This is a genomic window from Arthrobacter sp. UNCCL28, assembly GCF_900102805.1.
Taxonomy (GTDB): Bacteria; Actinomycetota; Actinomycetes; order Actinomycetales; family Micrococcaceae; genus Arthrobacter; species Arthrobacter nicotinovorans_A.
This window is the reverse complement of sequence record NZ_FMWE01000001.1, coordinates 188,407-209,750: the sequence shown is the minus strand read 5'-3', so window position 1 is coordinate 209,750 and position 21,344 is coordinate 188,407. Positions and strand designations below refer to the sequence as shown.

Here is a 21,344-nt window from a genome sequence, read left to right as displayed (position 1 = left end):
GCTGCTCACCAGCTCGCGCCGGGGTGCTCGCGGGCCAGGACCTGCATTTCGGCGAGGATGTAGCCCAGGAACTCGGAGTGCTTGCCACGGCGTCCGCCGCCGAGGGACTGCGGGACGCCCGGAATCTCCAGCTCGGCCTCGGCCATGACCTCACCTGTAAGGCGATCAAATTCAGCGCGGAGGCTGGAAGGCTGAACCGCAACGCCGGCCTCGGCAAGGCGGGTGGTGAGCTCGTCGTCCTCGAAAAGTTCGTCCACATACGGCCATACGAGCTTGAAGCCCTGGATGATGCGCTCCCGGGACTCCTCGGTGCCGCCGGCAAGTCGAAGCACCCACTGGGCACTGTGATCGCGGTGGTAATCCACTTCCTTGACGGCCTTCGCGGAGATGGCTGCAAGGGTCGCGTCCGAAGACCCGGTCAGTGCGGTGTAGAGCTGGTACTGGTAGTAGCTCACGATGAACTGCCGGGCGATGGTTACTGCGAAGTCGCCGTTGGGCTGCTCGAACAAGTGGGCAGAACGGAACTCGTGCTCGCGGCGGAAGTAGGCGAGGTCGTCCTCGGACTTGCCCCAGGCTGCGCCGGCATAGGTCAGGAACGAGCGCGCGTGTCCCAACTGGTCCAACGCGATGTTGCCCAGCGCAATGTCTTCCTCAAGCTCCGGAGCACGGGAAATCCAGTGGCCCAGGCGCTGGGCGAGGATCAGGCCGTCGTCGCCGATGCGCAGGGCAAACTCTGCAACATCCTCGCTGGGCTTGACCTGCCCGCGGCTGATCTCGAGCGCGATGTCCTCCGGACGCAGTGCGTTGCCCGGCGTAATGCGGGTGGCGCTGGCCGAGCCGTCGCCGGAAGCACCGGCGCCGTGGACGCCAACGGAAATGTCGCCGTGGCCTTCGATGGCGAAGTCGGTGTCTTTAGCAGTTTCTTGAGTGCTCACGTCTTTGATGCTCACAGGTGCTTCACGCCTTCGCTCTTGGTGTAGTACGTCGCGTGGCGGTAGTCCTTGCCCTGCGGCGACTCGAAGAAGGAGCCTTTGGAGTCGGGATCGCTGGAGGAAATCGCCTCGGCCGGGACAACCCAGATGGAGACACCCTCGTTGCGGCGGGTGTACAGATCACGGGCGTTCCGGAGGGCCATGGCCGCATCGGGCGCGTGCAAGGAACCTGCATGGACGTGGGACAGGCCCCGGCTGGAGCGGACGAAGACTTCCCACAGGGACCACGGAGACTCTTCATGGGCGCCACGCGGGGTGACGGCCGGGGCTGAGGCGGGTGTCGTCGTCGTGCTTTCAGCGTTGGTTGCCGCAACCTTGGGGGCCTCGCGGTTGATTTCGCTGGCGGCGCTGGCCGGTGCTTCCGGGTTGCCGTGAGGGCTCATGCTGCGTGTTCCTTCTGTGCTTGCTTGCGGGCGTAGGCCACTGCGGCTTCGCGAACCCAGGCACCGTTTTCGTGTGCCTCGCGGCGGCGCTCGATGCGCTGCGAGTTGCAGGGACCGCGGCCGGCCAGGACTTCCTTGAACTCGTTCCAGTCCAGGGGTCCGTGCTCCCACTTCTTGGTTTCTTCGTTGAAACGGATGTCCTCATCGGGCAGGGTCAGGCCGAGGACCCGGACCTGCTCCACCATCATGCCGACGAACCGGCTGCGCAGCTCGTCATTGGAAAAGCGCTTGATGTTCCAGGCCATGGACTGCTTGGAGTTCGGTGAATCATCATCCGGCGGGCCGAACATCATCAGCGACGGCGCGTACCAGCGGTTCACGGCATCCTGGGCCATCTGCTTCTGCGCAGGCGTGCCGTTGGAGAGCTCCAGCAGGATCTCGAAACCCTGGCGCTGGTGGAAGGACTCTTCCTTGCAGATGCGCACCATTGCGCGACCGTAAGGACCGTACGATGCACGGCACAGGGGCACCTGGTTGCAGATGGCCGCGCCGTCAACAAGCCAGCCGATGGCTCCCATGTCTGCCCAGGAAATCGTGGGGTAGTTGAAGATCGACGAGTACCGCGCCTTGCCGGCGATCAGGTCTTCCATCATCTGGTCCCGGGACTGGCCCAGGGTCTCGGCAGCCGAGTACAGGTACAGGCCGTGGCCGGCCTCGTCCTGGACCTTGGCCATGAGGATGGACTTGCGCTTCAGGCTCGGCGCCCTGGTGATCCAGTTTGCCTCCGGCTGCATGCCGATGATTTCAGAGTGCGCGTGCTGCGAGATCTGGCGCAGCAAAGTCTTGCGGTAAGCCGCCGGCATCCAATCGCGCGGTTCGATGCGCGAGTCCTCCGAAATGATGCGATCAAAGTACGCCTCTCCGGCTGCCTCCCGCTCCTGCTCTTCCGGGGACAGCTCAGCGGGCACTGACTGCAGATTCTGCGATGCCATGGTTGCTCCTAATAAATTACCGACCGTTCGTTCAGAATATGCGGAGCGGACGTTTTCAGTCAAGGTCCGGCGCCCTTTACCTCAACCTCACTCTCCGTTTACCACCGCGAAGAAGAGTGGACCGCATGACTGACCTCACCCGCCGCACCCTCGTCAAGACGTCCCTCGCCGGCCTGGCCCTGACCGGCCTTGCCACCAGCGCGGCCCCTGCATCCGCCGCTATCAGCGCCCCCTCGGCTGTGCCCCTGGTCCGCAAACGCCTGACGCTCCCCACCGGGCTGGCCACGGGGGACGTCACCACCGACTCCGCCGTGCTCTGGTCCCGCGCCTCCGGCCCTGGCCGGCTCACCGCCACCCTCCAGGCCGTGGATGAAGCCGGGGACATCCTGCGCGGACGCTACGGTTTCACCCGGACCATCCGCGGCCCGCTGGCTACCGAAGCCAGCGATTTCACGGCCAAAATCCACGCCACCGGTCTACCCTCCGGCACCAGGTTCGCGTTGGAGTTGAACTTCGAGGATGAAAACGGAGCCGGCGAGGCCGTCCGTGGCACGTTCACCACAGCGCCCGGATCCCCCCGGGGAAAGTACGACGGCGGCACTGAAGACGGGCGCGGAGGCGGCAGGTCGCCGTCGTCCGCGCAGTCCTTCGTCTGGACCGGCGACACCGCCGGCCAAGGCTGGGGCATCAACGAGGAACTGGGCGGAATGCGCGGCTACAAGGCCATGCACGACACCCGGCCCGACTTCTTCATCCATTCAGGCGACACCATCTACGCCGACGGACCGATCACCGCCACTGTCACTGAAAAGGACGGCCAGGTGTGGCGGAACATCGTCACCGAAGAAGTCAGCAAGGTGGCCGAGACACTCAAGGAATACCGCGGCCGCCACCGCTACAACTCCCTTGACGCCAATATGCGCGCCATGTTCGCCGACGTTCCTGTGATTGCGCAGTGGGACGACCACGAAACCACCAACAACTGGTACCCCGGCGAAATCCTGGACGACCCCCGCTACACCGAAAGAAACGTCAACGTCCTGGCCGCGCGCGGACGCCAGGCGTGGCAGGAGAACATGCCGATCGCCGACGCCGCGGCGCTCTGGCGCCCGGGAAAGTTCGACGCCGGACAGTACCAGCCCGCGCGCATCTACCGGAAGATTTCACGCGGCCCGCAGTTGGACATCTTCTGCCTGGACATGCGGACATTCAAATCACCCAACACCGACGGCAAGGAACCCTACGCCACCAACATCCTGGGCCAGGAGCAAGTGGACTGGTTGATCAAGGAAGTGCGGAAGTCCAAAGCAACGTGGAAAGTGATCGCCGCCGACCTCCCGCTGGGCATCATCGTCCCCGACGGCGCCGTGAACCAGGAAAGCCTGTCCAACCGCGATCCCGGCGCTCCCCTGGGCCGCGAATTGGAGATCGCTGGAGTGCTTTCGGCGTTCAAGAAGTTCGGCGTGAAGAACACAGTGTGGCTGACGGCAGACGTCCACTACTGCGCCGCCCACCACTACTCCCCCGAAAGGGCTTCCTTCACGGATTTCGACCCCTTCTGGGAATTCGTGGCCGGACCGATCAACGCCGGCTCCTTCGGGCCAAACGAGATGGATGGAACGTTCGGGCCTGAGGTCCTCTTTGCCAAGGCCGGGCGCTTCCCGGGCGAATCACCGCGCGATGGAGAGAACCAGTACTTCGGGCACGTGGACCTGGCCGCGGACGGCACGTTTACCGTGAGCCTCCGCAATGTCAAGGGTGCGGTGTTGTATTCAAAAGCACTTACTCCGCAGGCCTGAGCAGGGAATATTCCTTTGGGTGGGCCCCGGACGAATGCTGATTGTCCGGGGCCGGGACCGCATTAGGCTCAACCAATAGGGTAATTTGCCGGGAAGTGGGATCAGGGTCCAGCTGTGCCAATACATTCCAGCTGAAGCCCCGGGTTTGGCACTTGATAGAATCAACATTGCTGATGCCGACACCTAGGAACACATGACTCTCCCCACTGATACTGACAATTCCCCTGAGGTGTCCCCTTCCGGACATCGGAAAAGTGGCAAAAAGACCGCACGGAACGTCCTGATTGGATTCGCCGCCGCGGTACTGGTGATCGGCCTTGTTGCAGGTGCCTATGTATTCAACCTGGCACAGACCTTCAACTCCGGGACTACCAAGATCGATGTCGCATTCCCGGACGAGTCCACCCGCCCCCAAAAGACCGAACCCATCAACGGCACAGCTGCAATGAATATCCTCGTGATGGGCAGTGATACCCGGGGGTCCTCCGAAGTGGACGTGGAAACCGACGCTTCCACCGATCAACGGGCCGACACCCTGATGCTGGTGCACATCCCCGCTGACCGGAAGAACGTATATGCCGTGTCCCTGATGCGGGATCTCTGGGTGGATATCCCCGGGAAGGGCGAGTCCAAAATCAATGCCGCCCTTGCCTACGGCGGCGTCCCGCTGATGGTCCAGACGGTGGAATCCCTCTTCCAGCAACGCATAGACCATGTGGCCATGGTGGACTTCGAAGGCTTCAAGGGCCTGACGGACGCTCTGGGCGGCGTTGAAATCGATGTCAAAATTCCGTTCTCGCCCAACTCCGGCCCCATGAAGGGTCACGTGTACGCGGCAGGCAAACAGACCTTCAATGGCGACGAGGCCCTTGCCTTTGTCCGCGAACGTAAATCCTTCAGCGACGGGGACTACCAGCGGGTGCGCAACCAGCAGGCCTATCTCAAGGCGATCATCAGCAAGACCATCGCCCGGGAGACCCTGACCAATCCGGTCACCGTCAACAACATGGTTTCCTCAGTATCACCGTTTATCAGCGTAGATAAGAGCCTGGACGCTGCCGCAATTGGAAACCTCGCCCTGGGCATGAAGGATCTCCGGGCCTCCGATACCGTGATGTTCACCCTCCCTACGCTGGGAACGGGCACCTCAGCTGACGGACAGTCCATTGTGGTGGCGGACACCAACGCGATCTCCGAAATCGCAACTGCCCTGTCAAAGGACCAGTTGGGCCAGTATGTGACGGCTCACGGGCTCGAAAAGGGCAACTGAGGCCTCACGGTCCGGGGTGCTGCGGGGTTGCTCCAGGCGCTGTCGCTGCCCATCAGCCAAGTTTGCGCGCAAATTACTAAAGTTTGCGCGAAATGGATCGGCGAGACCCGGTAGCCCCGGATAAACGGTCCAAATTGCACGTCAGCCAATTTATCAGCAGCCTTGGATTGCGCAATTAGTAGGTCTTTCTGCGCATTATGGATCTTGGCAGCAGCCTTGCAGTCGAGATTCAGATGCGAATCGACCATTGCCAATTTGCCTAATTTGGGATGCCTCTGACGCCCCTTTACGATTACCTTTGAAACGTCAAGTCACACCATCAGGTGTTCCGGGCGTCTTTGGTTTCATTCGCTCCATTGGGGCGTTGGGGGTATGGCTATGGGGGCTGAATCGTGATTAAAACCGTTGTGCTGTGGAACGAGATATCGCGGTCAGCCGCAAGGCAGCCCGGCAATACAACCCTGCAATTCCAGGGCTAGCCCCATGACCACCTTTGTCTCCGCCACTCGCGAAGTCGCTTTTGCTCCAGGCTCTACGTGGCTGCGTGCCCAAAGCATCAAGATGAGATTCCTTGATCTCGCCTGCATTGTCATCGCGGTGGGTGGGGCCCACCTGCTCCGATTCGGCACTGCTGATGTCACCGTTGCCGGCGGAGACACGGAGTTGTCCTACACAACTCTTTCCGTCGTCCTGATCCTGACCTGGACGGCCGCGCTGGAGTTCGGCGGGACGAGGGACCCCAAGGTCCTTGGCACAGGCAGTGACGAATACAAACGCGTGGCCGTTTCATCCCTGTGGTTGTTTGGATGTTTAGCCGTGGTCTCCTACGTCTTTCAACTGCAAACAGCACGGGGATACGTCTCCGTGGCACTCCCCCTGGGCGTCATTCTCCTTCTAACGGTCCGCTTCGCTCAACGCCGGAGCCTGCACCGGAGCCGGCTCGAAGGACAGAATCTTCACAAGGTCCTCCTGATCGGTGCGCCGAACAACGTCAACCACCTTTCTGACAAGCTGAACCAGCACATCGTTTCCGGTTACAAGCCGGTGGCAGCCTTGCTCTCCGATTCAGTGTCGACTGCCGCCACCAATTTGCCCGTGCTTGGCTCCTCTCCGAGCGTGGAGATGGTCCTGAGCTCCATCGACCAGACCGGAGCGGACACAGTGGCGGTCTGCGGCGGAGCACACCTTGACCCCGCCTTCCTGCGGCAGCTGGGCTGGGCACTTTCCGCCCGCGATATCGGGATGATCGTGGCCCCGGCCCTCACGGATATCTCCGGCCCCCGAATTCACATGCAGCCCGTTGCGGGACTCCCACTGATCCACGTCACCACGCCAAAACTCAGTGGGATGAAGGCCTTCGCCAAGCGGGCCCTGGACGTATGCCTCTCGTCGATGTTGCTTCTGCTGCTGGCTGTACCCATGCTGGTGATCGCCATCCTGGTCAAACTGGACAGCCCGGGTTCTGCCTTCTTCTTCCAGGAACGGATCGGCAAAGGCGGCCAGTCCTTCAAAATGATCAAGTTCCGCTCCATGCGCAACAACGCAGAGACTTTGCTGGAGGCGTTCCAAGCCCAAAGCCAGGACAGTGTGATCTTCTTCAAGATGAAGGACGATCCCCGGGTCACCCGTTTGGGCGCGTGGATCCGTCGCTACTCCATCGATGAACTGCCGCAGCTCCTCAACGTTCTCAACGGCACCATGAGCCTGGTTGGTCCACGGCCGCAGGTGGCCCGCGAAGTGGAGATGTATGACTTTGCTTCCGTCAGGCGGCTTTTGGTCAAGCCGGGCATGACGGGGCTGTGGCAGGTCAGCGGACGCAACGACCTTTCACTTGAAGAGTCCATCCGCCTGGATCTTTACTACGTGGAGAACTGGTCCTTGGCCCAGGACATCGTCATCCTCTTCAGGACTGCCAAGGCAGTGGTCGGCAAAGACGGCGCCTACTGATCTTGCGGTTGAGCCGCAGGATCGGGGCTTGACCCGCAAGATGGGGCTTGACCCGCAAGATGGGGCTTGAGCAGCAGGATGGGGGCTTGAGCCGCAGCGTCAGCGCGGAACCGCAGCTGAGGTTGGCCCGTCCAACAGGGCCTGTGGCGCTACTTCTGCTGCTTTCGCAGGTTCTCCCGGCTCGGGGTCGTCAGCCGCCAGCAAGGCGAAGAAGGTCCAGATCGGCAGGAACGTCCATGACGACTGTGTGGACACCCCAAGGGCAGTGAACACAGCCAACATGCCCATCAAGGACGCATTCCTGAGGTTCCGCCACAGAAGGACCACGATCAGGAGTCCAAAGGCGATCAGAGCGACGTATCCCAGCTCAGCGGCTACGTGCGCGTAGGCGTTCTCCGCAATGGGACGCGTTTGGTCCGTCGAATAGATCCACGGCAGCTGACGGCCGCTGACGTATTGGTCAAAATATGCACCATAGCGCCCTGGGCCCACACCGAAAATTGGATTGTCCGCGCTCATGTCAAAAGAGATCTGGGACTTTACGCCACGCAGGTTCAGTGACGTTGTGGCGTACTGGTAGTCGGGTGCGAATTCCGTAAACCCTACCTTTGCCAACTGCCTGCCCAAGGTGGTCCGCAAGCTGTCCGAAAAAAGCAGTGCCAAAACCCCAACAAGTGCCGTTGCAACCAAAGGAATCACCACTTTGGAAAACTTGAGGATCACCATCAAGGCAATTCCAACGGCGAGGCCTGCATAGGCCGTGGTTGATTGGGAATACAAGATTGACAGTGCCGCCACCACCGCAGCCAGGTAGCTCTTGTTGTAAAGGGCCACCAGAATTGCAGCCCCGGCAAAAAAGCCCAGGTGCTGCCCCTCCAGGAATGGACCCGACCGAAGTGTCTCCACGGTGTCATCCACGCCCAAGGTCCGGAAGCCAAGGACCCCGATAAGCTGCGTATTTCCGGACAACGCTGAGGCCCACTGCAACAGCACTGCCAGTCCGCAGAGCCAGATCGATGCGACAACCGCCCGCACGGTCTTACGGCGATCCACGTGCCGGAGGACCGACCAGTAACACAAGGCCAGGAGCGCGTAGCCGCTGTAGAGCAGGAGGTCGGTTTCGTAGCCCCTGTCATAGCCCACCGATCTGAGGCCGCCACTGCCCGGGGTGAGGTTGACCAGCCCGGAGAAGACGGTGGCAATGGCGAGAACGGCCACGGCCACACTCGCGAGGTCCCGTTTTCTCCTGGCGGACCTCCGGCCCAGAACATACGTGGCTATGCCGAGGACTCCCAATATTTCACTGATCTTAAGGGGGAAGCCCACGGGGACGGTCAACGCGTACTGAAAGGGCATGAAGACAACGCTGAGCAGCATGAGGCGTTGGAACCAGGGGCCCGTGGCCAGCACCGCCCGCAGGGACTCGGGCCTGGTGCGGGACATCACCGCAGGCTTCCCCTCGGAGGCTCCCACCTCCTGGAGCACGCTCTTTCTGCTCAAGGCACCCACACCTTGGCTGGCCTGATTCCCCATACAAACGCCCCCGATTTTCGTCGGCCCCCATGGCCGATCATCTGCACTTCATTCCAGCAATTTCCACGCTCTTAGCCTTCGCCTACCAGCGGAAGAGCTTCGCGATCCGGCGGAACCGCGCGCCTATGAGACTTGGCGTAGAGCGTCCTGCCCGGTCGTCGGACGCTGCCAGGACCTCTGCTTGGGGCCACACTGCCCTCCGGATGAAAAGCAGGCGTTCTTCGCTTGGGAGGGACCTGAAAATCATCCAATAGGCCCGCCACCAGCCTTTGCTTTCGCGCCACTTCCAGTTCAAGGGAACCTCGTGGTCAACCCGAAACAATGCCGCCGGAAACGCGAGTCGAAGGGCTGACTCGAGGACGGCCGAAGCCTTCACGCTGTTGGCAAACTCCAGCGCTCCTTCGCCGGCGAGCCGCAGTTTCCCGGCATGCTCCTCAGCTCCAACCGCCGGTTTCCCGTGCCTGGCCTCCGGCCGTAGATCGTGGAGCGCGAAGATGACTGCGTGTGCAGGGAGATCGGGCGTCATCATGGGAACCCCTGCAAAGAGGGTGGTTTGTGAACGTTCCATCACCTTTGCGAAAACTGCCAGGTCCTCATCTGCGCACCCGGGGATGTGGCGATGTACGTCCAGTTCACAGCCCCACGTTCCGGGTTCAAGTGCCACTGAGTGGTTGAAGGAGAGACCGGACCACTGGTCCGTCCTTCCGTTCCAGCCCCACGCTTCGAGCGCTGAACAGAGAATCTGCAGGCGTGCGGGATCAGCCCAAACATCCACGTCACCGGAGTGCTCCCTCTCCCGCAAACCTTGGCGGTGAAGCAGGGGACCTTTGATGGAGACAACGTCAACGCCGTTCTCGCGCGCCACGCTGGCAACCAATGAGTAGACCATTTCGTGGACAGGCGAGGACATCCATGGCGGGCTGAGTTCACGTACTCGCGCTGGATGCCCAGGATCACTGGAAGCGATGCCGGCCTCGGCGAACTCACGGACCAAGTCCTGCTCACCGGCATCGAGGGCTGCATCAGGCACTGGGCCTTCCAGGAGTTTCCGCCAAAGGATGGCTGGTGTGCCGGCCAAGCCCATGGGTTCGGAAGGCACGACTGCCAAAAGCATCAGTTCGACGTCCGTCTGGTTTTCATGCCAGCCGCGAAGGTCCAGCGCGCCGTATGCGACAGCTACCCAGCTCGTCATTCGCCGCCCTCCCCTGGGACCCCTGTGAACGGCGTGGAACAGCTGAGATTCCCGCACGCATCTGCAATTTTCAGTCCTGATAAATCTACCGCAATTCCCGCGGGCAAATTAATCAGTGCGCTTACGGTAAACAATCCACACATAGTCGATTATGCCGCGTGATCGGTTATCCTTGATTTTGGTCAACACCAGACAGGCTCCGTTGTGACTACCTCCCTCTAATCAAAATTCGGGTGAGGCACTGCCACGAGCCGGGAGTGTACATCTGATGCGCCGATGAATGGGGGAGCGTGGCAATCGTGGAATACTGGCGTGGGTTTATTGCCGGCTCGGTAGAGAACAAATCAACACCGCGTTCACACGGGCAGGTGCAGGTTGCTGGCTGCTGATTCCAACAGGATTCTTCATGTGGTGGACCGCATCGAAGGCGGCGTGCCAAAAGCTGTGCGCACTTACATCGAAAACAGCCCTAAAGAGTTCACCCACCAGGTTTTGTCGCCTTTTCAACAAGGGCAACCTGCCCCTGTGTGGCAGGGACTGGACGTCGGCCATCATGATTTAGGCTCGGGACTCTTCACACGCATTGCCAGGGTTGGCTCCACCGTCAAACTGCTGAGGCCGCAGGTTGTCCACGCCCACTCAAGCTTCTCCGGGTTCTACACCCGTATCCGCCGCACAGCGGCCCCTGTGGTTTACGAACCTCACTGCTTCAAACACGACGATCCCCACACCTCAACGGTGAAGCGTGCACTCTATCGAGGTGTCGAGAAGCTCCTGGCCCGGAGGACTTGGAAATTCGGGACGTTGTCGTCCCACGAAGAGAATCTGGTCCGCGCCCTCCGCCCGGAAGCCACGTGCATTGCCATCCCGAACCTGCCTACCGTTGCCACCCGTTCCGAAGGGCTGGAACCACAGACCGGGCAGGGCGTACCGGTAATTTCCATGGTGGGAAGAATCGCCCGGCAAAAGGACCCGGCATTCTTCACTGATGTTGCCGCTGCCCTTCGAAGCCAGGTTCCCTCCATCCGCTTCCAGTGGATAGGTGACGGCGATCCCCAACTCCGAAGACACCTCGAGCAGGCAGGGATAGAGGTGACGGGCTGGATCGACAATCCGGGAGTGGCTAAGTTCCTGGCGTCCAGCACTGTCTACGTCCATACCGCCGCCTATGAGGGCTTCCCCCTGAGTGTTCTCGACGCAGCGGCCCAGGGCGTTCCCATTGCAGCGCGCAGGATCAACGCCTTGGACGGTTCGGGCCTCATGCAAGCGGAGGACGCGGACGGCGTGGCCGGCCTTGTTATTGCCATCCTGGACCACCCCGAAACAAAAGAGCTGGCGCTGGCGGCAAACCGCAGCTTGCTGGCCCGCATGAATCGTTCAACCCTGCACACTGCGCTTCGTGACCTCTATGACCTGAAAGGGCCTGATCGTTGAACCGACTCAAGCAAGTGTCGTTCCCCTCCCGGATTCTCTCCCGCCACGTAGGCGGGAACACCACCTATGCACGGGAAATCGCCAAAGGGCTTGAGCTCAGGGGCGTCGAGATCAGCCAACTCAGGTCCTCCAAGCGTGCGGCGCTGACTGCCCTCATGGAGACCTGGCAGGGTCTCACGGTGCCCGCAAAGCCAGGCTTGGTGCTGCACTACAGTGCTGACACCGGCCCTTTGCTGCCTACCCGCGCCCCCTCGGTGGTGACCGTCCACGGCGTCGCCAGCCGCTGGATCACGACGGCCAGGTCAGCGCAGCAGGAAAGAATCTGGCGAACCCGGGTACAACGGGCCATCCGCTCAACCGATGCAGTCATCACTGTCTCCCAGTCCAGCGCAGACGATGTCGCCCAGGTGTTCGGGATGGATCCGGCACTCATCACGACGATTCCCCACGGCATCGATACGGATTACTTTGCCCGGCCTCGGGCCCTCGGGGAACGGCTTCAACATCTTCGGTCCACCCCCTATGTCCTGTACCTCGGAAACATCGAACCCCGGAAAAACCTGATCGAACTTGTCCGGGCGTTCGCACTCCCCGGACTGAAGGACCTGGGGGTGAAGCTGGTGATCGCGGGAAAGCCTGCGTGGAACGCCACTGAAACCATGGCGGCAATCGAGTCTGCCGGAATCGAATATCTGGGTTTTGTCGATGATGACGAGCGGGTAGCCCTCATGCAGCATGCCGCACTCTTTGCGTTCCCCAGCCTCTATGAGGGTTTCGGTTTCCCCGTTCTCGAAGCTTTGGCCTCCGGAACCCCGGTCATCTGTTCGGACCGGGGGTCCCTGCAGGAAGTTGCTGGTCCGTCGCTCTTGTTCGAGGACACCGATGCTGAATCAATCGCCCGTGGCATTGAAGGGGCCCTCGGCAGTTCCGCAGCAACAGAGCAGGTCCGGGAGGCCGGCCTGGCCTGGGCGCGGCGATTCAGTTGGGATGCCAGCGTTGAGGCGCATACCGCGGTTTACGAGAAGGTGTTGCAGCGATGAAGGTCCTGATTCTCCACGGCTACAGCGCCGACAACATTGGCGACGGCATGCTGGTCACCGAGGCAATCGAACTCATCAACGCGACGTTCCCCGCCGAGCCCATCGACCTCACACTGTGTGCCTCGGATCCCGACAGTTTTGATCTCCCGGGTGTATCGCTGCGCCGAAGCAAGCCGAGCCTCCGGGGCTATGACCGCGACTATTTGGCCACCCTGGCAAGCCTTGGCAGCTTCGACCTCATTGTGGGCGTTGGCGGTGGATACCTCCGCGGCGGTAACTGCATAGAGCTTGCCAAAGCACTGTTGGTCCATGGTGTGCAGCTGCGGGCGGCGAGCCGCCACGGGGCGAAAGTCGTTTATCTTCCGCAGAGCATCGGTCCCCTGCGACTGGCCAGCGCCCCTTGGTTCCGGCGGCATCTTGGTCGCCTCAGCCGCGTCTGGGCACGCGATGACCGCACCGTCCAGGAGCTCGGGCTGCCGACCGTCGTCGGGCGTGTGCCCGATATGGCAGTCCTGCGCGTTCCGGCGCGGACCACACATTCAGTGGAACCTACTCCCGTGTATTCAGTCCGGAACCTCCGCGGCGGCCTTCCTGCGCCGATCATTGAGCTGGCGGGCTTGCTCGGATCGTTCGACGGATACGTGCAAAGCCAAACCGGCGGAAACCAGGACCTCTCCCCCATGCAGAGCCTCAAGCCGCGGCGGATCCTCAGCCGCGGGGACTTGCTGGAGGGCACATCCGCCAAGCGGGTAGTAGTAGCCGTGCGGTTGCATGCTGCCCTCATGGCCTTGCAAGCGGGCCATTACGTTGTTCATCTGTCCTATGAGCGAAAAGGTTTTGCGGCGTTCGAGGATCTGGGGCTCAAAGACTTCGTCCACAACGCCTTCGCCTTTGATCCGGAAACTGTGCACACCCAGGTTGAACGCCTGTTGACCGATGAGGCTGCCCGCACGGAATACGACGCAGCAGTCAACCGTGCCGCCGCCAACACGGGCGAGGCCTACACGGCCCTGGGTGAGAGCCTTCACAATGCCGTCCAAGGCATCAAAGCATGACCACTGCTACGGCCACCCGGAGCAGCGTGCTCCAATCGTTGGTCATGGTCGCGTCAGGAGCTGTCACAGCGATCGTTCCTGCAGCATTCCAAGCAGTTGCAGCCAGGCTGTTCGCCCTTGAAGGACAGGCACATATAGCCCTGATCCTGAGCATCGGTTCCTTTTGCGCCGGTGTCATTGCTGCAGGCCTCCTGGAACCACGGATGGCCGATTCGCAATTGGCCGAGAAGACCTACATCCCGGCGTGGGCCACGGTCCTGGGCGTCGCGGGAACGCTGGCGATGATCATTTTCCCAAGCTCCATTGCAGCCTTGGCCTTTGGTTTGCCGTGCGCCATGGTGGCCCTGCAGATAGGCCGGATGCATGCTGCCTACACGGCCGGGTGGAAGATGGAGGCCCTGACTGCCACCGCGCTGGTCCTTGGCGCCGGAACCGCCTTGATCCTTGCACAACACGATTCACAGTGGGCCGTCGCGGTCCTGGGCTCATCCATGGCAGCGGCGATCGCAATCCGAGCCCTGAAAACCCCGTATAAAGCATTGGGCCGGCCACGGTTTGCGCCAACGGCCTGGATCACCCTTGAGACCGCTATGGTGGCCCTGGTTCCGTTGGGGATCGTAGCAACCGTGTACCTCCTTCAGCGGGATGAGGAAGCTGTTGCCCTCAAGGCCACCATCACTGTCCTCGGCGCGCTACAACCCATCCTGGGGTACATGCGAACGCGGCTGCTCGGAGCGGAATCCAAGAGTCTCGCCTTGGGCATGTCCGCCCTCAGCATCGTGGCCATTGCGCTCATTCTGGTCCTGGAAGTCCTTGGTGTCTTCCAGGCATTGTTCGGCTCCGCGTGGAATGTGGTGACACTCGGCGCCCTATCACTGGCCTGCCTCTGGAAACTGGTCAGCATCCCGGGGACGCTGCCCTTCACGTACCTGCGGCGGGCCGGGATGGTGGGCCAGGTCTTCTGGATTCGGATCGTGTCTTCGTTGTTGTATCTCGCGGTCAGCGTGGCTTTGATTCTCTGGAGCGACTCCCTGGCGGTGCTTTTCCTGGGGCTTACCGTCGTGGAGTCCGTAACGGGCCTGTTGCTGTACGCGCGGTACCGCTCGGTCTCAAGGGCAACCCGGGCCGCCTGACGCCTGGCCTTACTCCGGTGGTCCCCACGTGTCGAAGGGAAAGACCCGCCAGTCCACCCGCCCCGTGATTTCCCCCCGATGGACAGTCCTGACGCAGTCGGCAGCAGCTGCCGGATTCCTGCAGGCTGCAACGGAGTCTTCCGAGTTGGACCGGTGGTCGCCCAACACCAGGTATTGGTCCTCGCCGAGGAGCAGCGGCTCAAAGCAGCGGGGCGACTTTACCGCCGTCGAGCAGTCAAGTGAGCCCGGGTGCAACGGAAAATCCTGATAAACATACGGTTCTCCGACAACGTCACCATTGACCATGACCGAGCCGGCGGCGTCGCAGCATTCAACCGTGTCACCAGGCACCCCGATGATCCGTTTGACCAAATACTCCGTGTTGCCCGGGCCGATGCCGGTCAGTTCACCGAACCAGCCCACACTGCTGCGCAGGAACCTGCGGTCAGGTGCCGGCCCCCAGCTTGGCGGCTTGCTGAAGACAACCACGTCCCCGCGTTCGGGGGCTGCAGCGAGGTAGGCCGTCCGGTTCACCAACACGCGGTCGCCCACGTTGAGGGTTTGCTCCATGGAGCCTGTGGGCACATGGTAGATCTTCACCAGGAAGCCTTGGACCAGTGCCACCAGGATCAACGCCAGCAGTGCGTGGCTCCACGGTGAACGGAGCAATCGACGACGCCGGCGGGCAGCTTGCGTAGTAACGGGCGCCATTGTTACGTGGCCGGGATGCGTACGAGCAGCCCCGCATCGGCAAGAGTCGAGAGAACCTGCACTACCGCTTGGTGGAGGTTCTGTTCAGGGGGAGCGCCGAATTCGAACTCCACCTCTTGGGCAAGCGAATCAAAATCGCGGCCCTCGCACAGTGACCTCCAGACCAGCGGTCCCACTCCATCCAGGACATGGACAACCCGGTTTGAATCCAGGACAGCTGTGAGGCCACCGGATTCCACCGCATCCAGTACCGGAGCAGGAAAATATGACTCCGCCGCCAGCGGACTCTGCACTCCGGTGGATTCCATGGTGGGCAGGACTGCCTCCCAGGCCTCCGGCTCCTCCCGTGCCAACAGCTCAGGGACGAGGGCCAGGACCTCAGGTGCCTCACCGTAAATGACTTGCCGAATGGCGCCGCAGCGGTCTACATGGGTAGCAATGGTCTGGAGTGGCTTGTCCATGTCGGCCAGATAGCTGATCTCCGGGACGATCGCTACCAAGGCCTCGCACAGTCCCAAGGTGCCGATCCCGGGCTCCCCGGTGAAATCATCCAGCCGGGACACCAGCACCAACCCGGCCAAATGAAGGGGCGCAGCCGGCAGCCCGCCAAGACCCAGGGCAGAAGGGGCCAGCTGCTCCTTGTACACCTCGGCAGGCCGGATAACGGACAAGGGTTTCCGGTAAGGGTGCACCGTGCCGTCGGCCGCGATGCCAACAGTCTCATCAGTGACGTAGCCATATTCCGCAGCGAGGTGCCGCGCCAAGGTGGTCTTGCCCCTTCCGGACGGACCGATAAACGCCAGCACCTGGCCGGACGGGTGGGCAATTCCTGCCGCATGCAGCATCAGCAGGCGGCCCCGTTGAGCCTCGATAGCTGCCAAAGTTGTGTGTGTGGACAGTTCCGCAACAGATTCCGGGAGTCCGTCGTCGTCCGGGAAAGGCCAGAGCAATTCTGGGACGTTGTCCTCAACGCCGCGGGCATCCCTGTTTTCGGCAACAGCATCAGACCAGGGCTTGTGGAGTTTCCCAAGCCGGTCCGCATCGACCTGTTGTCCCGAAAAATCGAATCGAATCCTGACTAAACCGCCCAATGCATCGATCAGGATGTCATCGCTCTGCATTTCCCCCACCTATGATCAGCAGGCCAAACAACCGAAAAGTGTTTTCTGTCGACGGCCTTCAAACACCCTAATCCGCATTACTGAAACGCACGAAAACGCGTCAGCCAAATGACTGACGCGCTTTCGCGGTAATTCGAAAAAAGACCTAGAGCAGACCGGCACCAACAGGAACGGAGATGCTGCTCGTAGCGGTCAAGGTACGGCCGCCAATAACCACGGTTACCGTGACAGGGAACGTTGCCAAAGCACTGATGGCAAGTCCAGTGCTGGTACCTGCGAGTCCAAAGACGATGGGAAGGTTCAACGTGCCATTGCTGGCGACCGTGACGGGCACGTTATTGGTCCAGGTAGTGGCCGGGAAGCCGAACTGTCCAACAATCGGAGCGGACTGGTACACGGCAGTGCGCTGCCCGGCAGTGGTAGGCGTTCCGTTGAAGGAGTAGACACCAAAGCCGCGTGCCCGTCCAACCGAGATGTTGATGCCGCCCGGCCGGGCAACCGATACCGTCACGGCAGCGGTTTCCGTTACAGCGCCCGGGCCGTTCGTGAGAGTGAGCGTGGTAGGAACGGTAATGAGTGCCTGGGCCGTCAGCACACCGGTGGTATCGAGGAGGTTGAGGGAAAGAAGGTCTGTAGTGGAGGCCGTGAAGGCAAGGTCCAAAGTGTTCACCGACGCTACAGCGGCCGGGGCAGCCACAGCTGCAGCAATAACGGGCACGGACCAGGCAGCGCCCTTGACCACTGCGCGGCGGGAATGCGGCTTGTAACCAGTAACTTCGTCGCTCATTGCACTTCTTTCAACTCGGAATGAAAACCATCGGTTGGAATCCAGCACATGCCGAGTTCCCCCATCAGGAATAGACATTACCTATGCATTTTTGACCGAAAGCAACAGATTCACCCCTTGCGGGAACTTTGTCGCTGAACGGTTCAAGGTCTGCGCGAAACGTCCTCTGCCGTTACCGGCAGGTGGCGCTTAGGACGCTGCAGCCTCGCTCCCCCGGCGTTCCCTGAGGTCCCGCGGCCCGCAGCCATACAGCTCATCCAACGCCCTGCGCAGGGCAGCCGTTGTCCCGAAGCCGGTCTGCTCGGCGATTTGCTGGACGCTCAGGACGTCATAGCGGGCGTCCGTCAGCAGGGTCCGCGCCAGCCTGCCGCGCTGCCTGCGGATCTCGGCAGCAATGGAATTTCCCACTTCCGCGAACGCGGCCTGCACCCGTCGCAACGACGACTGGACTGCCTTGGCCACTGCCTCGGGATTCAGCTCCCGGTCAGCACAGCGCTGGGCGATGACCGCCATAGCCTGGTCGCGGAGCACCGAAGTCAGTGATGTGGAATTCCAGGAAACCCCGCAATGATCGAGCAGGAGGCTGCCCGTGAGCTCCAGAAGGATCTGCTCCGTGGCATAGAGCTCAATGGCTGAACCGTGCCGGGCGGGTTGGTTTAGAATGGCCCCGATAAAGGCCTCAGCAGCATCATCGAGCCGTGAGCGGACGGGGGTGATGGTGACGCTGTCCAGCGCGTGCGGGACGAAGGTCTCCGCCGCACTTCTCTGGATTCTGATTCGTTTGGCGTCCGCTTCGCCGATGAACGGAGACGGCAATCCCCTGCCGGCGGGGACCACAACAACCGACTGGCTGGCCGGAAGCTGCACCCCTGAAAGGGGGTCCCGAATGAGTCCGGACGCTACGAAATAAATGTCCACAGTGTCGTCTAAACCGACATCGAGGGCGTTGAAATCCCCGGAAAGCGAACTGATAGTCAACTCGCCGAACACGCATTCTGCATGCCGCTGAAGACCCTGTTGATCCTGCGCGAAGTACACCGCTCCCATTTGGAGAAAGTCAGTATCCTGCATTTTTCATAAACCCCCCATCCCACCGTAAGGTGGGTATCCCCTTTAGGTCAGCACGTTACGATACTTACAACGCAGTGCAAGAACTGCGTTCTTTTTGTGTCGACGTGTCGGCGCCACACTGCATCAGGGGGACAATTTCATGGAGCTCACGGACTATTGGAAGGTCCTGCGGGCGCACTGGATTTCAGTGATTGCCATTACCGTGTTGGGTGGAATAGTCGCTTTCGGCTGGACTTTGACTCAAACCAAGGTCTTCAGCGCCGATGCCAGCGGCATCATTTCAGTGGGCGTCAATAAGGATCTGGGAACGGCCATGGCCGGTGAGAGCTACTCCAAATCCCGGGCAAAGTCCTACCTTGACGTCGCCAAATCACGGTCCGTGGCAGAAACCGTTATCCAGGACCTCAAGCTCCAAGGAACGTCCCCTGAGCAGCTGATCAGCCGGATCTCCGCCCAGAATCCGCAGGACACCGCCACCCTGAAGTTCTCCGCGCAAGCCAGCAGCCCGGAAGGTGCACGCGACCTCGCAGAGGCGTGGGTCAGGGGCGTCGCAAAGCAGGTTGCCGAGCTTGAAAAGGGCAGCAACAGCAGCGAAACCTCCATTGTCAGCTTCCGCTCGCTGGATGCTGCACAGCTTCCCACCACCCCGACCTCCCCCAACACCAGGCTCGCGTTGATGATTGGCGTAGTTGCCGGCTTGCTGCTGGCAATCGGGTACGCACTGCTGAGGAACATCTTTGACCGCCGGGTCCGTTCCGCGGTCCAGCTGGAAGCCGAAACCGGCGTCGCCGTTATTGGAACCGTCCCGTTCCACAACAACTTCGACGGCGTCAACCGCCTCGTGATGTCCCGCGGTGGTAACGATCTTGAGAACAAAAACCACCAGGACTACGCCGTAGCCGAAGCCATCCGCGAGCTCCGGACCAACCTCCAGTTCATGGACGTTGACGAGCCGCCCCGCATCATCGTTGTTACTTCCGCGCTCCCGGGTGAAGGAAAAACCACGGTGGTGGCCAACCTGGCCCAAACCATCGCAGCCTCCGGCCAGCGCGTGGTTGTGGTGGACGGTGACCTCCGACGCCCCACCGTTGCCAAGACCTTTGGACTGTTGACCAACGTAGGCCTCACCGATGTCCTCATCGGCAGGGCCACGCTCAACGACGTCCTGCAGCCATGGGGCGAAAGTGGCGATCTCTTTGTGCTCGGTGCCGGCTCAGTACCCCCGAACCCCAGCGAACTTCTGGGTTCCAACGTCATGCGGACGTTGCTGGAAGACATCGCCAAACACGCGATCGTCCTGGTGGACGCCCCGCCGCTGTTGCCGGTGACGGACGCAGCAATCCTTACTGCCCGCACGGACGGAGCCCTGGTGGTCAGCCGCGCAGGCAAAACCACCTACGACCAACTCAAGCGTGCACTGCAGAACCTCGAACGCGTCAAGGGCAGGCCCCTGGGTCTGATCATCAACGGCGTTTCGCGCAAATCCTCCAAGGGCGAGGACTACGGGTACCAGTACTACACGTACTACAACCGCAAGGACACCGGCGAGGAAGCTGCAAAGGCCAATCACGTTCCCGCAGCTGAGTCCACTCCGGTGGCTGCCACGGAGCAGGTCCAGCTCACCGACCAGCGTCGTGGCCGCCGTCGCGAAAGTACCAACGCCCTGTGAGCGTCACCGGCCAAGGTGCCCAGCCGCCGTCGTCCATTCTGACCGTCTGCACCGGCAACATTTGCCGGTCACCGCTGGCCGGGCAACTGATCCGTACGCGGCTCCAGGACCTCGGACTGACCACCTTCGAGGTAGTCAGCGCTGGCCTGCATGCGGCCGTTGGGGCACCCATGGAGCCCCTTCCCGCCGCCCTGTCCAGGGAGTACGGCGGCAACCCGGAGGGATCTTTGGGCCGGCAGATCTCTGCCGAAATGGTTGACGCCGCCGCCTTGGTGCTGACCATGACCCGCAAGCAGCGGGACGAGCTGGTGAAGAAATATCCCGGCGCCGCGCAGCGCGCGTTCACCATGGCCGAGTTCGCCCGCTCGGCAGCGAACCTCCCGTCCGGCGAAGGCACGGCAGCGCCTGCCGCCGCCAGCTGGGCGTCAGTGACCGGCGCAGCGACAAACACACCCCTGGCCGGCTTAGTCAGCCGTGCTGCAGCGGTCCGGTCAACGGCCGGCTTGCGGGACGAGGACGACATTCCCGATCCCATCAACGCCACCGAAGCTGTGCACCGCGACGTCGCCCGACGCATCGCCGGCCACAGCAACGAGGTCGCGGAAATCCTGCGCAAACACCTCTAGGCGGCAAGTCTTTTCATCAACCAGAGGCCCACCAGGGCCCCCGCGGTGTTCGCCACGACATCCGAGATCGCCGTCACCCGGCCCGGAATTACCAGCTGCATCGTTTCGATCAACGCCGATGACCCGACGGCGAGCAGCCCCGTCGTCCACCAGGTCCACAGCCCGGGCCCAAGAAGACGCACAAACGCTCCGAACGGCATGAACAGGACAATGTTGGCAGCAAACTCGACGCCCACTGCAGCGGTTTCGAGTGGCAGGCCCAGCAGCGAAAGCCAGCCGGCGATGACCCCCACGAACCCCGTCACGGTGCTGGCTTCACGCGCCGGGAGGAAAACCACCAAGGCCAATGCCACCAGATACACGCCGAACAAGGCCTGGATCCACCGATGGGCGACCTTCGGGTAAACCACCACCAACCTCCTCCGGATCGCTCGTGCCTGCAGCCCTCAACTATAGGTCCTGCCCCTGCCCCCAGGGTTTTCCTGCGGCCTGTCCTGCTCTCCGCGGGCGTTTTCGGCGTATGCTCTCCTCAGCGCAGGCAAGACGCGTTGTTCGCTTTTGGTGGGGCCACTTTCTAAGGCAGGGGTTC

Annotated in this window: 19 protein-coding genes; 9 read left to right on the top strand and 10 right to left on the bottom strand. The window is 61.6% G+C overall.

Going from position 1 to position 21,344, the window contains the following annotated elements:
• Positions 1-5: 5 nt before the first annotated feature.
• The 3 genes from paaC to paaA are packed head-to-tail and all read right to left on the bottom strand — an operon-like array spanning position 6 to position 2,367.
• Positions 6-935 carry a 1,2-phenylacetyl-CoA epoxidase subunit PaaC gene (gene paaC, locus BLQ01_RS00900; protein ID WP_091550318.1) on the bottom strand — a complete coding sequence of 310 codons (930 nt, stop codon included), beginning with the start codon at positions 933-935 and terminating at the stop codon, positions 6-8.
• A gap of 11 nt (positions 936-946) precedes the next feature.
• The gene (paaB, locus tag BLQ01_RS00895) at positions 947-1,375 is read right to left on the bottom strand and encodes a 1,2-phenylacetyl-CoA epoxidase subunit PaaB (protein WP_026541247.1); all 429 of its coding nucleotides are present in this window, start codon (positions 1,373-1,375) and stop codon (positions 947-949) included.
• Positions 1,372-2,367, bottom strand: a complete 996-nt coding sequence (paaA, locus tag BLQ01_RS00890) for a 1,2-phenylacetyl-CoA epoxidase subunit PaaA (protein WP_026541248.1) — start codon at positions 2,365-2,367, stop codon at positions 1,372-1,374. The genes paaB and paaA overlap by 4 nt, the downstream gene beginning before the upstream one ends.
• Positions 2,368-2,492: 125 nt before the next feature.
• Between paaA and BLQ01_RS00885 the strand changes: the two genes are divergently transcribed.
• The 3 genes from BLQ01_RS00885 (at position 2,493) to BLQ01_RS00875 (ending at position 7,383) form a co-directional block, all read left to right on the top strand.
• Positions 2,493-4,166: an alkaline phosphatase D family protein gene (locus tag BLQ01_RS00885; RefSeq protein ID WP_091549753.1), complete on the top strand. Its 1,674-nt coding sequence runs from the start codon at positions 2,493-2,495 to the stop codon at positions 4,164-4,166.
• A gap of 193 nt (positions 4,167-4,359) precedes the next feature.
• A complete protein-coding gene (locus BLQ01_RS00880; RefSeq protein WP_091549752.1) occupies positions 4,360-5,436 on the top strand; it encodes an LCP family protein in 1,077 nt (358 codons plus the stop codon).
• Between the two features lie 483 nt (positions 5,437-5,919).
• Positions 5,920-7,383, top strand: a complete 1,464-nt coding sequence (locus BLQ01_RS00875; protein WP_081733333.1) for a sugar transferase — start codon at positions 5,920-5,922, stop codon at positions 7,381-7,383.
• Between the two features lie 99 nt (positions 7,384-7,482).
• Here BLQ01_RS00875 and BLQ01_RS00870 read toward each other — a convergent pair whose 3' ends face one another.
• Together BLQ01_RS00870 and BLQ01_RS00865 are read right to left on the bottom strand one after the other, a co-directional pair.
• Positions 7,483-8,883 (bottom strand): O-antigen ligase family protein, encoded by a 1,401-nt coding sequence (locus BLQ01_RS00870; protein ID WP_175493309.1) that lies wholly within the window; start codon positions 8,881-8,883, stop codon positions 7,483-7,485.
• A 115-nt stretch (positions 8,884-8,998) separates the two neighbouring features.
• Positions 8,999-10,108, bottom strand: a complete 1,110-nt coding sequence (locus BLQ01_RS00865; protein ID WP_091549750.1) for a nucleotidyltransferase family protein — start codon at positions 10,106-10,108, stop codon at positions 8,999-9,001.
• Between the two features lie 375 nt (positions 10,109-10,483).
• Between BLQ01_RS00865 and BLQ01_RS00860 the strand changes: the two genes are divergently transcribed.
• Genes BLQ01_RS00860 through BLQ01_RS00845 form a run of 4 tightly spaced genes read left to right on the top strand, consistent with a single transcriptional unit; the run spans position 10,484 to position 14,770 of the window.
• Positions 10,484-11,542, top strand: a complete 1,059-nt coding sequence (locus tag BLQ01_RS00860; RefSeq protein ID WP_081733501.1) for a glycosyltransferase — start codon at positions 10,484-10,486, stop codon at positions 11,540-11,542.
• A complete protein-coding gene (locus BLQ01_RS00855) occupies positions 11,539-12,582 on the top strand; it encodes a glycosyltransferase family 4 protein (RefSeq protein ID WP_217638345.1) in 1,044 nt (347 codons plus the stop codon). Before BLQ01_RS00860 ends, BLQ01_RS00855 begins: the two co-directional genes overlap by 4 nt.
• A complete protein-coding gene (locus BLQ01_RS00850; protein ID WP_091549749.1) occupies positions 12,579-13,637 on the top strand; it encodes a polysaccharide pyruvyl transferase family protein in 1,059 nt (352 codons plus the stop codon). Before BLQ01_RS00855 ends, BLQ01_RS00850 begins: the two co-directional genes overlap by 4 nt.
• The gene (locus tag BLQ01_RS00845) at positions 13,634-14,770 is read left to right on the top strand and encodes a hypothetical protein (protein WP_091549748.1); all 1,137 of its coding nucleotides are present in this window, start codon (positions 13,634-13,636) and stop codon (positions 14,768-14,770) included. Before BLQ01_RS00850 ends, BLQ01_RS00845 begins: the two co-directional genes overlap by 4 nt.
• Before the next feature lie 9 nt (positions 14,771-14,779).
• Here the strand turns inward: BLQ01_RS00845 and lepB are convergent, their stop codons facing one another.
• The 4 genes from lepB to BLQ01_RS00825 form a co-directional block, all read right to left on the bottom strand.
• Positions 14,780-15,481 (bottom strand): signal peptidase I, encoded by a 702-nt coding sequence (gene lepB, locus BLQ01_RS00840; protein ID WP_091549747.1) that lies wholly within the window; start codon positions 15,479-15,481, stop codon positions 14,780-14,782.
• Positions 15,482-15,483: 2 nt separating this feature from the next.
• A complete protein-coding gene (locus BLQ01_RS00835) occupies positions 15,484-16,602 on the bottom strand; it encodes a PqqD family peptide modification chaperone (RefSeq protein WP_091549746.1) in 1,119 nt (372 codons plus the stop codon).
• A gap of 145 nt (positions 16,603-16,747) precedes the next feature.
• On the bottom strand, positions 16,748-17,389 hold the full coding sequence (locus BLQ01_RS00830; protein WP_254779097.1) for a hypothetical protein: 642 nt from the start codon (positions 17,387-17,389) through the stop codon (positions 16,748-16,750).
• Positions 17,390-17,578: 189 nt separating this feature from the next.
• On the bottom strand, positions 17,579-18,367 hold the full coding sequence (locus BLQ01_RS00825; protein WP_175493308.1) for a helix-turn-helix domain-containing protein: 789 nt from the start codon (positions 18,365-18,367) through the stop codon (positions 17,579-17,581).
• 232 nt (positions 18,368-18,599) lie between these two features.
• Between BLQ01_RS00825 and BLQ01_RS00820 the strand changes: the two genes are divergently transcribed.
• Both BLQ01_RS00820 and BLQ01_RS00815 read left to right on the top strand, forming a co-directional pair.
• Complete coding sequence (locus tag BLQ01_RS00820; RefSeq protein WP_051420711.1) at positions 18,600-20,129, top strand: tyrosine-protein kinase domain-containing protein; 1,530 nt, start codon at positions 18,600-18,602, stop codon at positions 20,127-20,129.
• Positions 20,126-20,755 carry an arsenate reductase/protein-tyrosine-phosphatase family protein gene (locus tag BLQ01_RS00815; protein WP_091549744.1) on the top strand — a complete coding sequence of 210 codons (630 nt, stop codon included), beginning with the start codon at positions 20,126-20,128 and terminating at the stop codon, positions 20,753-20,755. The genes BLQ01_RS00820 and BLQ01_RS00815 overlap by 4 nt, the downstream gene beginning before the upstream one ends.
• Here the strand turns inward: BLQ01_RS00815 and BLQ01_RS00810 are convergent.
• Positions 20,752-21,168, bottom strand: a complete 417-nt coding sequence (locus BLQ01_RS00810) for a VanZ family protein (RefSeq protein WP_254779094.1) — start codon at positions 21,166-21,168, stop codon at positions 20,752-20,754. The genes BLQ01_RS00815 and BLQ01_RS00810 overlap by 4 nt on opposite strands.
• Between the last annotated feature and the right edge of the window lie 176 nt (positions 21,169-21,344).

Excerpts from the sequence above, each read along its gene's own strand:
- paaB (WP_026541247.1), bottom strand. The coding sequence starts at position 1,375 with ATGAGCCCTCACGGCAACCCGGAAGCACCGGCCAGCGCCGCCAGCGAA.
- paaA (WP_026541248.1), bottom strand. The coding sequence starts at position 2,367 with ATGGCATCGCAGAATCTGCAGTCAGTGCCCGCTGAGCTGTCCCCGGAA.
- BLQ01_RS00885 (WP_091549753.1), top strand. The coding sequence starts at position 2,493 with ATGACTGACCTCACCCGCCGCACCCTCGTCAAGACGTCCCTCGCCGGC.
- BLQ01_RS00880 (WP_091549752.1), top strand. The coding sequence starts at position 4,360 with ATGACTCTCCCCACTGATACTGACAATTCCCCTGAGGTGTCCCCTTCC.
- BLQ01_RS00875 (WP_081733333.1), top strand. The coding sequence starts at position 5,920 with ATGACCACCTTTGTCTCCGCCACTCGCGAAGTCGCTTTTGCTCCAGGC.
- BLQ01_RS00865 (WP_091549750.1), bottom strand. The coding sequence starts at position 10,108 with ATGACGAGCTGGGTAGCTGTCGCATACGGCGCGCTGGACCTTCGCGGC.
- BLQ01_RS00850 (WP_091549749.1), top strand. The coding sequence starts at position 12,579 with ATGAAGGTCCTGATTCTCCACGGCTACAGCGCCGACAACATTGGCGAC.
- BLQ01_RS00845 (WP_091549748.1), top strand. The coding sequence starts at position 13,634 with ATGACCACTGCTACGGCCACCCGGAGCAGCGTGCTCCAATCGTTGGTC.
- lepB (WP_091549747.1), bottom strand. The coding sequence starts at position 15,481 with ATGGCGCCCGTTACTACGCAAGCTGCCCGCCGGCGTCGTCGATTGCTC.
- BLQ01_RS00835 (WP_091549746.1), bottom strand. The coding sequence starts at position 16,602 with ATGCAGAGCGATGACATCCTGATCGATGCATTGGGCGGTTTAGTCAGG.
- BLQ01_RS00830 (WP_254779097.1), bottom strand. The coding sequence starts at position 17,389 with ATGAGCGACGAAGTTACTGGTTACAAGCCGCATTCCCGCCGCGCAGTG.
- BLQ01_RS00820 (WP_051420711.1), top strand. The coding sequence starts at position 18,600 with ATGGAGCTCACGGACTATTGGAAGGTCCTGCGGGCGCACTGGATTTCA.